This is a genomic window from Mesorhizobium sp. PL10, assembly GCF_053714315.1.
Map to the genome: position 1 here is coordinate 1 of NZ_JBSKBR010000056.1, position 12574 is coordinate 12574.

At 62.1% G+C, this 12574-nt stretch carries 15 protein-coding genes and 1 pseudogene; 11 read left to right on the forward strand and 5 right to left on the reverse strand.

Annotation, left to right across the window (positions count from 1 at the left end; translation table 11 throughout):
- The 5 genes from ACWGTO_RS31605 to ACWGTO_RS31625 all read left to right on the forward strand — a co-directional run.
- The coding region (locus tag ACWGTO_RS31605; protein WP_454578671.1) for an alpha-L-arabinofuranosidase C-terminal domain-containing protein at nt 1-332 on the forward strand (332 nt) is incomplete at its 5' end.
- Between the two features lie 50 nt (nt 333-382).
- Complete coding sequence (locus tag ACWGTO_RS31610; RefSeq protein ID WP_454578672.1) at nt 383-1471, forward strand: ABC transporter ATP-binding protein; 1089 nt, start codon at nt 383-385, stop codon at nt 1469-1471.
- A 1-nt stretch (nt 1472) separates the two neighbouring features.
- Nucleotides 1473-2402, forward strand: a complete 930-nt coding sequence (locus tag ACWGTO_RS31615) for a carbohydrate ABC transporter permease (protein WP_454578673.1) — start codon at nt 1473-1475, stop codon at nt 2400-2402.
- Complete coding sequence (locus ACWGTO_RS31620) at nt 2399-3247, forward strand: carbohydrate ABC transporter permease (RefSeq protein ID WP_454578674.1); 849 nt, start codon at nt 2399-2401, stop codon at nt 3245-3247. The genes ACWGTO_RS31615 and ACWGTO_RS31620 overlap by 4 nt, the downstream gene beginning before the upstream one ends.
- Before the next feature lie 95 nt (nt 3248-3342).
- Nucleotides 3343-4656, forward strand: a complete 1314-nt coding sequence (locus ACWGTO_RS31625) for an ABC transporter substrate-binding protein (RefSeq protein WP_454578684.1) — start codon at nt 3343-3345, stop codon at nt 4654-4656.
- Between the two features lie 92 nt (nt 4657-4748).
- Here ACWGTO_RS31625 and ACWGTO_RS31630 read toward each other — a convergent pair whose 3' ends face one another.
- A complete protein-coding gene (locus ACWGTO_RS31630) occupies nt 4749-5846 on the reverse strand; it encodes a LacI family DNA-binding transcriptional regulator (protein ID WP_454578675.1) in 1098 nt (365 codons plus the stop codon).
- Between the two features lie 145 nt (nt 5847-5991).
- Between ACWGTO_RS31630 and ACWGTO_RS31635 the strand changes: the two genes are divergently transcribed.
- On the forward strand, nt 5992-6135 hold the full coding sequence (locus ACWGTO_RS31635) for a hypothetical protein (RefSeq protein ID WP_454578676.1): 144 nt from the start codon (nt 5992-5994) through the stop codon (nt 6133-6135).
- Between the two features lie 65 nt (nt 6136-6200).
- Nucleotides 6201-6344 (forward strand): hypothetical protein, encoded by a 144-nt coding sequence (locus ACWGTO_RS31640; RefSeq protein WP_454578677.1) that lies wholly within the window; start codon nt 6201-6203, stop codon nt 6342-6344.
- Between the two features lie 42 nt (nt 6345-6386).
- Here ACWGTO_RS31640 and ACWGTO_RS31645 read toward each other — a convergent pair whose 3' ends face one another.
- Entirely contained in the window at nt 6387-6761 is a 375-nt protein-coding gene (locus ACWGTO_RS31645; protein ID WP_454578678.1) for a DUF423 domain-containing protein, read from the reverse strand.
- A 43-nt stretch (nt 6762-6804) separates the two neighbouring features.
- Nucleotides 6805-7767: pseudogene (locus ACWGTO_RS31650) on the reverse strand (MFS transporter); the annotation flags it as partial.
- A 159-nt stretch (nt 7768-7926) separates the two neighbouring features.
- On the opposite strand from ACWGTO_RS31650, the gene ACWGTO_RS31655 reads away from it, so the two are divergent.
- Nucleotides 7927-8592: a GntR family transcriptional regulator gene (locus tag ACWGTO_RS31655; protein ID WP_454578679.1), complete on the forward strand. Its 666-nt coding sequence runs from the start codon at nt 7927-7929 to the stop codon at nt 8590-8592.
- Nucleotides 8593-8675: 83 nt separating this feature from the next.
- Nucleotides 8676-8933, forward strand: a complete 258-nt coding sequence (locus tag ACWGTO_RS31660; protein ID WP_454578680.1) for a DUF982 domain-containing protein — start codon at nt 8676-8678, stop codon at nt 8931-8933.
- A 52-nt stretch (nt 8934-8985) separates the two neighbouring features.
- Here ACWGTO_RS31660 and ACWGTO_RS31665 read toward each other — a convergent pair whose 3' ends face one another.
- Nucleotides 8986-9144 (reverse strand): hypothetical protein, encoded by a 159-nt coding sequence (locus ACWGTO_RS31665; protein ID WP_454578681.1) that lies wholly within the window; start codon nt 9142-9144, stop codon nt 8986-8988.
- 177 nt (nt 9145-9321) lie between these two features.
- Here ACWGTO_RS31665 and ACWGTO_RS31670 point away from each other — a divergent pair, with 177 nt between their 5' ends.
- The gene (locus ACWGTO_RS31670) at nt 9322-10293 is read left to right on the forward strand and encodes a glycosyl transferase family 90 (RefSeq protein WP_454578682.1); all 972 of its coding nucleotides are present in this window, start codon (nt 9322-9324) and stop codon (nt 10291-10293) included.
- 2 nt (nt 10294-10295) lie between these two features.
- Here ACWGTO_RS31670 and ACWGTO_RS31675 read toward each other — a convergent pair whose 3' ends face one another.
- Nucleotides 10296-11339: an aldo/keto reductase gene (locus ACWGTO_RS31675; protein WP_454578683.1), complete on the reverse strand. Its 1044-nt coding sequence runs from the start codon at nt 11337-11339 to the stop codon at nt 10296-10298.
- 239 nt (nt 11340-11578) lie between these two features.
- Here ACWGTO_RS31675 and ppk2 point away from each other — a divergent pair, with 239 nt between their 5' ends.
- Complete coding sequence (gene ppk2 / locus ACWGTO_RS31680) at nt 11579-12499, forward strand: polyphosphate kinase 2 (RefSeq protein ID WP_352589377.1); 921 nt, start codon at nt 11579-11581, stop codon at nt 12497-12499.
- Nucleotides 12500-12574 lie beyond the last annotated feature (75 nt).

Sequence of the window (12574 nt, forward strand, 5' to 3'; positions counted from 1 at the left end):
AAAGCCCCACCTACAAATCCACCGTGGCGGGCGACGTTTCCTGTGTCGACATCACCGGCGTACACGACACGCAAACCGGCCACGTCACCTTCTTTGCCGTCAACCGCCATTCGAGCCAGGCGATCGACACCGTGGTCGACCTCACCGGCTTCGGGCAGGCAGGCATCGTCGATCACCAGGTGATGACGCATGTGGATCTGAAAGCCGTCAATTCGGCAGGCAATCCCGGCAATGTCGGCCCCAGGAAAGGTGAGGGCGCCTCGATGGCCGGCGGTAAGCTCAGCCTTTCGCTACCGGCCTATTCCTACCAGATGATCCGCCTGAAGCTCTGACGTCAGGCCTATCGTCGAAAGAACTGCCTGCGCTGAGGAGGAGCGTCGAAGTGACGGCCGAGATCGAAATCAGGAATGTGAGCAAGAAATTCGGTGCCATGGCGGTGCTGGAGGACCTGTCGCTCTCCATCAAGGCACGCGAGTTCATCGTCTTCCTTGGGCCGTCCGGCTGCGGGAAATCGACGCTTCTGCGAATGATCGCAGGCCTCGAGACGGTCGATACCGGCGAGATCGCCATCAACAATGAGCGCATCGATCATCTGCCGCCGGGCAAGCGCGGCATTGCCATGGTGTTCCAGTCCTATGCGCTCTATCCGCATATGACCGTGCGCGACAACATGGCCTTCGGGCTGGAGAACATCAGTGTGCCGGGTGAGGTCGTCGAGGCGCGGATCAACGAGGCCGCCCGCATCCTCGAAATGCCGCATCTGCTTCAACGCAAGCCGGGTCAGCTCTCGGGCGGCCAGCGCCAGCGCGTTGCCATCGGCCGCGCAATCGTCAAGGAGCCGAAGGCCTTCCTGTTCGATGAGCCGCTTTCCAATCTCGATGCGGCACTGCGCACCCGCACCCGCATAGAACTTGCCCAGCTTCACCAACGCCTGCAATCGACAATTATTTTCGTCACCCACGATCAGGTCGAGGCAATGACGCTCGCCGACCGCATCGTCGTCATGAACAATCGCCGGATCGAGCAGATCGGGTCTCCGATGGAGATCTATGAACGGCCCGCAACCAAATTCGTCGCGGGCTTCGTCGGCGCACCGGCGATGAACTTTGTCGAGGCGACACTCGACAGATCGGGCGAGCACGCCACGGCCAGGTTTGCGGACATATCGGTCGAGACCGGGATAGCCTCCAACCAGGTGGCCGACGGCAAGTACAGCTTCGGCATCCGTTCGGAAGATGTCCGCGTCGTCGCCGCCGGACAAGGCAATGCCGACGCCGTGGTCGACGTGCTCGAGCGTCTCGGCGAGCGCACCCTGATCTATGCGCGACTGGGCGATGGCCAGCAGATCGTCGGTTCGGATATCGGCAACAGCCGCGTCGCGGTCGGCAACAAGGTCGGGCTCGCCTTCGTCGGTCAGAAATCGCATCTGTTCAGCGAGACCGGCCGCGCCTGGCATGCGAGGGAGGCCTGATATGGCTGACCGGCTGACGATGCCACGAAGCGCGGCGCCGGCCGCCGGCGTCCGAAGCGCCGACATCCATGCGCCGCAATGGCGAAATTTCATTTTCGTTGCGCCGTTCCTGTTCTTCTTTGCCACGTTGCTGGTTTTCCCGCTCCTGTGGGGGATGTGGCTGAGTTTCCACAAGGCCGACACGTTCTCGTCTGGAGAATTTGTCGGTCTCGGAAACTATGTCCGGCTGTTTCATGACAAGGTCTTCCTGCAGTCGGTCTGGAACACCTTCTACTTCGTGCTTCTGACGGTGCCGTCGCTGGCGCTGATCGGGCTCTTTCTCGCGCTTTGTCTCAACCGCCGCACGCGCACCGCCGCGGTGCTGCGAACCCTGTTCTTTTCCTCTTCGGTGCTCTCGGTAACGATCGTCACATTGATCTGGCGCATTGTGTTCATTCCCAATGTCGGCCTGCTGTCGACGATCTACGGATGGTTCGGTGCAACCGCTCCGGCTTTCCTTTCCGATCCCAGCCTCGCAATGATCGGCATCGCCATCGCCACCATCTGGTGGTGCATCGGCCTGCCGATGATGCTCTTTCTCTCGGCGCTCCAGCAGATTCCCCAGGATATCTACGAAGCGGCGGTCCTGGACAATGCCAATCGCTGGCAGACGTTGCGGTCGATCACACTGCCGTCGATCAAACGCACCTTCATCCTGGTGATCATCATCCAGATCGTGCTGCAATTTCAGCTGTTCGGCCAGGCCTGGCTGATGACGCGCGGCGGTCCGAACAACCTGACCAAGCCGATCGTGCTCTACATCTATGACACCGCATTCCGCCGCTGGGACCTGGGCCTGGGCGCCGCGGCATCGGAAATCCTCTTCATCCTCATCCTGATCGCGGCCATGGCGCAGTACCTCGTCACACGCAACAAGGGGGATCAGGCATGAGCGCTCCCGCCATTTCCATCAGGGGACGGGCATTCGGCGACCGCGTGCTGCTGGTCCTCGTTATCCTTCTGTCGATTGTCATGATCGCGCCGGCGCTGTGGGTGGTCGGCCTGTCGCTCAAGGAAAATGCCGAGCTGATGGCGGATCCGAATTCGGTGTTCCACGCGCCCTACACGCTAAAGAACTACATCAACACCGTCGGTACCTCGTCGGTGTTCCGCTGGGTGGGCAACAGTATCATCGTCTCCGGCGGACTAACGATCGGCACGCTGGTCCTTTCCTCGCTCGCCGGCTACGGCTTCGCACGGCTGAACTTTCCCGGTCGAAACATCCTGTTCGTGATCGTGCTGTTCGGTCTGGCGGTTCCCGAACAGGCCGTGCTCGTCGCCCGCCACCAGATCTTCAGCCTGCTCAAGTTCCACAACACCTATCACGGGCTCATCCTCCCGGGCCTGTCGGCTTCGTTCGGCGTCTTCCTGATGACCCAATATTTCAAGGCCATCCCGAAGGAGCTGGACGAAGCCGCCATGCTGGACAATGCGAGCCGGTTCAAGATTTTCTGGAAGGTGCTGTTGCCGCTCACGGTGCCCGCCCAGGCAACCCTCGGCATCTTCACCTTCCTCGGCGCGTGGAACGATTACCTGTGGCCGCTGATCTCGGCAACCAGGAAGGACATGTACACGCTGACGGTCGGCATGGCCTCGACACAGACCAATTTCGCCCAGTCCGAAGGCATCGGCTTCTTGATGGCGCAGGCGGTGTTTGCCGGCGCGCCGATCCTGATCGTCTACCTGTTTTTCCAGAAATACATCGTCACGGCCGTCTCTGGCGCGGCGGTGAGATAACGAAATTGTCCGGGGGGATGCGCCGCAGCGATTGAAGCATGACGCCAATCCAGGGTGGAGCGGCGGACACCAAGCAGGAGGAAACTGACATGAAAATGAGGAAACTGTTGTTTGCCGCGCTCTCCGCGGGCGTAGCGATGCTCGCAAGCCCGAGCTTTGCCGCAACGGAGCTGACCGTCCAGCGCTTTTTCGGTGCCTGCGACGCAGATTTCGGCACCAACACCGATGTCACCAAGGCCGTCGGCGAATGCGGCATCATCACCTCGCTGATCAACAAGTTCAACGCCGACAATCCCGATGTGCATGTCATCGTCTCCACCGTGGAATGGCCGGGCTATGATCAACTGACCGCGCAGTTCGCTTCGGGCGATGCGCCGGACATCGTCACGATCCATGAATCCGCGCTTTCGGACTACCAGTCCAAGGGCCTTTTGATGCCGCTCGACGATCTCTTGAAGTCCGTCGGCGTGACGCCTGACGCGTTCACCGATGCGGCGCGCAACGGCGCCACCAAGGACGGCAAGATCTACGGCCTGCCGATCGACAGCTGGACGATGCTCTATCACATCAACATGGATCTCTTCAAACAGGCAGGGCTCGTCAATGCCGACGGCACACCGATGCTGCCGAAATCGCCGGAGGAACTGCTAGCCCAGGCCGAACAGTTCAAGCAGAAAACCGGCAAGCCCTATTTCGTTCAGAACCTGGCCAACGAGACGGCGCTCTACACGCGCAATCTCTACACTTATCTCTTCCAGCAGGATTCCGACTTCTTTGCCGATCCCAAGCACGTGAAATTAAATACGCCGGAAGCAAAGAAGGTCGTCGAGATGTACAAGGCGATCTTCGACAAGGACTACACCACCAAGGACCTCGACTACGGCGGCGCGATCAACGCTTTCCTTGCTGGTGAGGGTGGCGTTCAGCTCAACGGCACGTGGGTTGTCGGTGACAACAACGCCCAGTCCGAAACCAAGGGCACGGCGCTCAACAAGGGCGGCTATGCGGTCTACCCGTATCCGCAGCTGTTTGGCGGCGCGCATGCGCAATATGCCGACGGCCACACCTGGGCAGTCTCGCAGAAGGATCGCACACCTGAACAGACCGCCGCCATCGGCAAGTTCCTGAAGTTCTTCGCCGACAACGACTTCGAATGGTCGCGCACCGGCCACCTGCCGGCATACAAGGCCATCATTACCTCGGACGCCTTCAAGGCGCTGCCGCATCGCAACACGATCGCCGCGGTCGCCGATCTCGGCAGGCCGCTGCCGGCAGCGGTGCAGCGCCAATTTGCGATCCAGGACATTGTCGGCGAAGAGATGAGCGCTGCAGTCACCGGCCAGAAGGATGTCGACGCCGCGCTTGCAGACATGGAAAGCCGCGTCAACGAATTGCTCGCCAACCTTTGAACCGCAAGTTTATCGAGACCTCCTCCCTGTGCCCTGCGGCTGGAAACAGCCGTGGGGCATTTTGTGGTGCGGCCCAAACTCAAAGCCGCCTGTCAGACGGGCGAGGGGGCCGACGAACCCCGCACGATAAGGTCGACCGGCAGCAATTGCCGGTGCTGCGAACCGTCATTGTCGAGGATCGCCTTGACGGCGAGCCGGCCCATCTCGGCGATCGGCTGGGCGACCGTGGTCAGCGGCGGCTCGGAGACCGCGCCTTCCGGCACGCCATCGAAGCCGACGATGGACACGTCGCTCGGCACGGCGATGTCATGCTCGCGCAGCCAGTCGAGCGCATGCAGCGCCATCCTGTCCGACATGGTCAGAATTGCCGTCGGCTTTTCCGGCAGCGCGAAGGCATGATCGAGGCCGGCCCGTACGCTCTCCTCATCGTTGAGCGTTTCGTAGATCGGCACCTTTGAAGCGTCGATGCCGAATTTGGAGAGTTCGGTGAGGTAACCGCGCAGGCGGTCGCGGGTGCCGGCGTAGAGCGATTTCGTCTCGATCCGCTCCCGGGTGATCGGGCCGAAGCTGGCATCGTTGCAGGGCAAGGTGAGAACGGCAAAGCGGCGATGGCCGAGCTCTGCCAGATGCCGCGCTGCAAGACCGGCGCCGGCGATATTGTCGATGCCGATCGCCGCGACCGCCTCATTTTCCGAATCGAGGTCGAGCGCCACGAAAGGCAGTTTGCGTTCGCGCGCCAATTCGACCAGCCGCGAACCTCCCTCGACGCAGAACACGATGAAGCCGTCGACAAGCGCGCTCTGGATGTTCCAGGCGAGCTGTTCGTTGTTGGCGGCGGAGACCAGTGAAATCCCGGCGCCGGTTGCGTCGCAGGCCTGCGAGATGCTGGCCATCATCACGCGGGCAAAAGGATCGTCGAAGAAGTAGGACAGTGGTTCGGCCGTGGCGACGCCGATAGCGTTGACCTTGCCGGCACGCAGCAGCCGGCCCTTGGGATCCGGCCCGGCATAGCCCATTGCCTCAGCTGCTGCCTTGACCCGCTCGCGCACTTCTTCACGCACGATCTCGGGCCGAGCGAAGACATTGGAGGCGGTGCCGTGCGAGACGCCGGCCGCCTTGGCGATGTCGGCCAGCCGCACTGGTCTCGTCTTCCCGGAGGTCCCCGTCTTTCCCAAGTTCAATGCCGTCATCTTCGTCTCCTGAATTGCCCCTATCTAGCACTTTCGTTGGATCGGTTCAAATTTTCCCTTGATCAGAGGGCGTGAAGGGTCTATATTTGAATCGATCCAACGAATTTGCCGACCGTCAATTGGATCGGTTCAAGAGGAGGGTGCCATGCATCCGATGAATTATCTGTTCGAAGACATCTACGGCAATGACTGGGGTATCGCCTCCTTTGCCGCCACCCGCAAGCGCCGTGGCCAGACCGGCCCGTGGAAGCGCGACCTGCACTTCCTTGTGAAGCGCAAGCGCGGCTGATCGGCAAGGCATTTTCATGCCGGCTGATTGGATCGATTCAAATTTCTTGGGAAGGAGACCGAACCATGCATCCCGTGAAGCATCTGTTCGAAGACATCTACCGCAATTACTGGGGCATCTCGCCGGCCGCGGAGCGACCGGAAAGGCTGCGGCCGACCAAGCCTGCCAGGCGCAACCGCGACTTGCTGCCGGAACGCCGGCAGGATTGAGCCTCACGTGAGAATATCTGATGGGGCAGGGTTCTTGCCCCGTCAGGGACGTTGACGCACCAGCGCCGAGGCTGCGATCGCCAGCCAGCCTGCGATCAGCAAGCTGCCGCCGATCGGCGCCGACATCGGGAAGAGCCGCGATCCCAGGAAATCCCGGGCCAGCAGATCGCCGCAGAACAGAACAAGCCCAACGAGCAGCACCAGGCTGCCGATCCGCAAGATCCGGTTCGCAGCGGCGAGGCCGACAGCCAGAAACACCGGCGCATGCATGATCAGGAAGGATGCGGCGGTGCCCACGAAAGCGCCGCCCAGATGCGCCGATGCCGCCGACAGCGCTACGCCGCCTGCGCCGCACAGGCCGCCGGCGAAGACGAGGATGTTGGCGCTGCTTGCTGGTGCGGTCTCGGCGATACTCATGTCTCGGGCTCCGTGATTGACGATAGGCGGCTCACCCTGTCTGTCAGGATTTGCCTGATACAGCCAGCATGTCGCGTGTCAGGCGCGACTGGACCAGCCAGTTGTACACTACACCGCCGGCCATCAGCACGGATGTGCCGAGAAACACCGCGCGCATGCCGAAATGGCCGCCGACGAAGCCGCCGAGCAGCGGGCCAGCGACCTGGCCGACATATTGCGCCGAGATCGCCAGGCCCAGCACATTGCCGCCGACGCCATCGGGAACATTGTGGCGGATGACACTGGTGATGCAGGGCAGCAGCCCGCCCAGCACCAGACCCATCAGGAAGCGCAAGCCGACGAGTTGCCAGCTCTCTGTGACGAAGGCCTGCGGTATCAGCAGCATCGCCGAAACGGCAAGCGATGCGACGATGACGTTCCAATGGCCGATACGGTCGGCGAGCTTGCCCAATCGCGACGCCGAGAGGATGGCGCCGAGTGCTGCCGCCGACATGACAACGCCGGAGGTCAGCGTCACCCGACTTGCGTCCACCACCAGTTGCTGGACGTAGACGGTGATGATCGGCTCGATCGACATATTGGCGAAGGTGAACAGCATGCCGGTTGCCAGCATGGCCACCACCGGACGCTTGTCTGGAATCTGCGCCCAGCCACCCTTCGGCTTCTCCGTCGGTTTTGCCCGTGCTGGCGGGCGAGGGGTCTCCTTGATCAGGAACGTCGTCGCCAGTGCCGCCAGGAAAATGACGCCGCCGGCGATCAGGAAGGTGGCGCGGATGCCGATCAGCGGCGGCAGCGCGCCGCCGAGCAGCGGGCCGACAAGGGAGCCTGCGGTGATGCCGGCCGACAGCACGCCGAGCGCCCAGCCGGAGCGCTCCTTCGGCGTCTGCATGGCGACCAGTATGGTCGAGCCCGAGGAATAGCCGCCGGCAAAGCCGATCAGCAGGCGCAGCAGCACCAGTTGCCAGACGGTCTGCACCATGCCGGTCAGCGACATGCAGATGGCCACTGCGGCATGTGATGTCCTGTCCGCTTGTAGCGGAGACCATTTTGGGATACCAAGATGGTATCCGTCTTGAACGCAAGCTTTGCCGCTGTCAATGCGGCGCTCTCAAACGTGATCGGCCAGACCTCGATGCGAGGCCGGTTGCCAGCAACGGAACGAAAAATGTCGCAGATGCAGGCCGTCGAAAAAGCGCTTCGCGAGATGATCATCGGCCTTGAGGTCGGTCCCGGCGAGCGGCTGACGGAACGCTGGATCGAGAGCCGCTTCGGGGCCTCTCGCACGCCAGTCAGGGCAGCGTTGCTGCGGCTCGAGACGGAAGGGCTCGTCTGCCGCGACGGGCGCGGCTGGACGGTGTCGCCGATCAACCTCGCCGAACTCGAACAGATCGCGGTCTACCGCGAGGCGGTCGAGGTCGCGGCCGTCAGGCTGACCTCGGCACTGGCCGACAGGAGCGCTGTCGATGTCATCGAGGCGATGCTGGACTCCTGCGACGCCGCCACACCGCGCGAGGAATGGCACCGCGTCGGCATGGATTTCCACATCGAACTGGCGCGGCTCTCCGGCAACGAGTTCTTGTTCAGAGCGGTGCGCGATGCGATGACGCGGCTGTCGCGGGCGCGCTGGCTGGAGGTGCGCGACGAGGCTGCCCTTGGCCGCGCCTGGAGCGAACATCATGCCATCCTGGCGGCGGTGCGGGCAGGTGACGCCGACGCAGCGGCAGCGCGGCTTTCCGCCCATATTGTCGGCAGCCGCGACCGCCTGGTGACGTCGCTGCACAATGACCGCCGTGGCCTGCGCGCCAGGGGATTTGCCGTCGTCGCCGCCTGATAAGAATCACGAAAACGATAGAACGCGGACAAGATCGTCTTTTCCGCCTCGCTTCGCGCACGCCGATGGCGTAAGGAGCGGCCATGGAAAACAACCGGTTTGAAACGCCCGTGACCGTAAAGTCGGCCACAGGGGGAGCCAATCAGCTCCTGCGCACGGCCCGCGAGGCATCCGACTATCTGCTCAACAGCTGGCCCGGCAAGCGCAGCGCCAAGCACCGCGAAGCGCTGCAGGCCTGTCATGATGCGCTGGCCGGCGACAAGCCGGCGATGATCGCAAGGCGCGCCTTCATAGCCGCGGCGCGCGAAGTCAACGTCTTCGTCAGCGACAAGGCCGCCTGATCGCATCGGCTCCGGCCCCGTTGCGGGGCCGGATCTCTCCCGTCCTGTTTGGCTATTCTTCCGTTTCAGTATCGGTTTCGGAACCGGCCTCGTTCTCAGGCTTGGAACGCTCCTTGGCAGCGACCTTGGCGGCAAGCTTCTCCGCCTTCTTGGCGGCCTTCTGCCGGTCGCGCTCCTTGCGTTCCTGACCGTAGTTCGGTGGTCGCGCCATATCGTTTCCTTTCGCTGTACCTGATCCTGCCTAGAAGCATTGGCCGGCAAACACAACAGCGCCGGGAAGGCAGATGCCAGCGGTCTGGACTTGCGTGATGGCTAACACAATGGTTTAGAAAAGGCTGCGGGACAGTTGCTGGAGCCGCCGCCGACCGATTTCGAATCAAAACGACCGATGGCCACGCTTCAAAGAAACGCACAGAAGCTGATCTATTATGCGCGCAACGCCATGCGCGACATCGCGCCGCCGGTCCTGTTCCGGCGTCAGCTCGGTCGTCTGCTCGATCAGGCCAGGCTTTCCGATGCATCGGTCAGCCAGCGGCTCAACTACTACAACTCGCTGCGGCAGCCCTTCATACCCAGCCCCGAGGCTGTCCCGGTCAGCCGGCTGCCAACGGACCGCAGCATGTACTATTACGATCTGAAGGAGTTCACCCGCTATTTCGATCCGGGTCTGCGCATCGACCTGGAATTCGGCGATGTCATTGAAGTGCCGAAGATGCCGTCGATCGTCAAGGACCGGCCGATCATCGGCGACAACGGCAACGGCGTCCTGTTCAAGCTGAACAAGTTCCGTCATTTCCACATGCCGGCCGACGATGTCGCCTTCGCCGACAAGCATCCGCTCGTCGTCTGGCGCGGCGAACTCAACAATCCGATCCGCACCTTGCTGCTGGAGGCCGCCCGCGACCTGCCGATCTGCGATGTCGGCACGCCAAGGGCAACGGCGCCGCCGGAATACCGCAAGCCTTATCTCAGCATCGATCAGCAGCGACGCTACCGTTACATCATCTCGCTCGAAGGCAACGATGTCGCGACCAATCTGAAATGGATCATGAGCTCGAACTCGCTCTGCCTGATGCCGCCGCCGACCTATGAGACCTGGTTCGCGGAAGGGCAGCTCGAGCCCGATGTCCATTATGTGCCGCTGGCGCCCGATTTTAGCGATCTGGCCGAGCGGGTGCACCACCTCGAGAAGCATCCCGCCGAAGCCCAGCGTATCGTTGCGGCAGCCAACGCCTATTGCCGCAAATTTACCAGCGAGCAGGCCGAGCAGGCGATCAGCTTGCTCGTGCTCTACAAATATTTCGTGCTCAGCGGCCAGATCGAGCCCGATCCGGAGGTCTGGCGCTTTATCGCGGGCTAGCGTCAGATGACGCTGCGGTCGAGAACGAGATCGGCAGGGCCGAACCGGTCCTTCGCCGTGAACTGTTGGTGCCAGTAGGGGTAGAGCACCGGCGGCCGGCTGACGGCATCGAGACGGTCGCGTTCCTCAGCGGTGAGGGCGAGTGCTGCTGCAGCAAGATTGTCCCTCAACTGGGTCTCGTTACGGGCCCCGATCACCAGCGAAGAGACCGCCGGCCGGCCGAGCAGCCAGGCGAGCGCGACCTGCGCCGCCGAAACGCCGCGTGCCGCACCGATGTCGACCAGCACATCGACGATCCGCCACAGCTGGTCTTCATCGCGGATCGGCGGTTCCGACCAGCCGCCGACCTGCCGCGCGGTCGGGCTGTCGCGCCGGTACTTGCCTGACAAAAGGCCGCCAGCGAGCGGGCTCCACACCAGCACGCCAAGGCCCTGGTCGACCGAGATCGGCAAGAGTTCATATTCGGCCTCGCGCGCTTCCAGCGTGTAGTGGATCTGCTGGGTGACGAAGCGCGGCTGGTGCTGGCTGTCGCTGATGCCGAGCGCCTTCATCACCTGCCAGCCGGAATAGTTGGAGCAGCCGACATAGCGGATCTTGCCCTGGGCAACCAGCGTGTCGAGCGCCGACATGGTTTCCTCGAGCGGCGTCGTGCCGTCCCATTCGTGCAGGAAATAGATGTCGATGACATCGGTTCTGAGGCGCTTCAGGCTCTTCTCGCATTCGCGGATCAGATGATGGCGCGACAGGCCTTCGTCGTTCGGGCCTTTGCCGATCCGCATACGCGCCTTGGAGGCGATCAGCACATCGTTCTTGCGCTTGCCGCCGAGCGCCTCGCCGATGATCTCTTCCGACAGGCCGTTCGAATAGACGTTGGCGGTGTCGATGAGGTTGATGCCGGCATCGATGCAGGTGTCGATGATGCGCGATGCCTCCGCGAGATCGGAATTGCCGACGGCGGCGAACGGCCCGCTGCCGCCGAAGGTCATGGTGCCCAGCGTCAGCGTCGAAACTTTCAAGCCTGAACGGCCAAGCGTGCGGTATTCCATGTCAGATCCTCGTAGTTTTGGTGGGGGGCAGTTTAGCAGGGAAGGGCGGGAAGCCCGAACGGGTCCGCTATTTGTAGGACAATTTGATCGGCTTGTCCCATGCCACGGCGACGGTTTGGTCATGCCTCGCCGGTCTGTACGGTGATCGACCGGCCGGCGGCTTGCAATAAAACCGTCATTGCCGGCCTATATCAAGTCGGCTCAGGGTTTCATGTCAGTCGGCAAGCGGAGCAGTGGAAATGACCGAGTTGAAGCAGAATTCTCCAGCCAGGGATTGGCTCGAAGCCGAACTCGCCGACACGCTCGACGAAGACTATGAGCTGGAAATGTCGGAGCCGGCGCTGTCGCTGGAGATCGCCAAGATCTACAAGAACGCGCATCCGCCATCGATCGACCGCATGCAGTATTTTCGCGATCTGATCAGCCTGCAGTCGGAACTGATCAAACTGCAGTCCTGGGTCGCCTACCACAAGAAAAAGCTGGTGGTGATTTTCGAGGGCCGCGATTCCGCCGGCAAGGGTGGCGTCATCAAGCGCATCACCCAGCGCCTCAATCCGCGCATCGCTCGTGTCGTGGCGCTGCCGGCGCCGACCGAGCGCGAGAAATCGCAATGGTATTTCCAGCGCTACGTGCCGCATCTGCCGGCTGGTGGCGAGATCGTGCTGTTCGACCGCTCCTGGTACAACCGCTCCGGCGTCGAGCGGGTGATGGGCTTTGCCGACCAGGATCAGGTCGAGCAATTCTTTCACGACGTGCCGGAGTTCGAACGCATGCTGGTCCGCTCAGGCGTGACCCTGGTCAAATACTGGTTCTCCATCACCGACGAGGAACAACAGATGCGCTTCCTGATGCGCATCCACGATCCGATGAAACAGTGGAAACTGTCGCCGATGGATCTGCAGTCGCGCGTGCGCTGGGAACAGTACACCAAGGCCAAGGAAGAGACCTTTGCCCGCACCAACATTCCCGAGGCGCCGTGGTACATCGTCGAAGGCAACGACAAGAAGCGGGCGCGGCTGAACTGCATCGACCACCTGCTCAAGCAGATGCCTTACGAGGAAGTGCCGCACGAAGAAATCACGCTGCCCGAGCGGGTGTTCAATCCGGAATATGAGCGCCAGGTGCTGCCGCGCGAGCTGTACGTGCCGGAGAAGTATTGAGAGCGCCAACGCTCCCTTCTCCCCCTGTGGACCTGTTGCACAGTACGAGAGAGTGCGGCCGGGATGCGAATACAG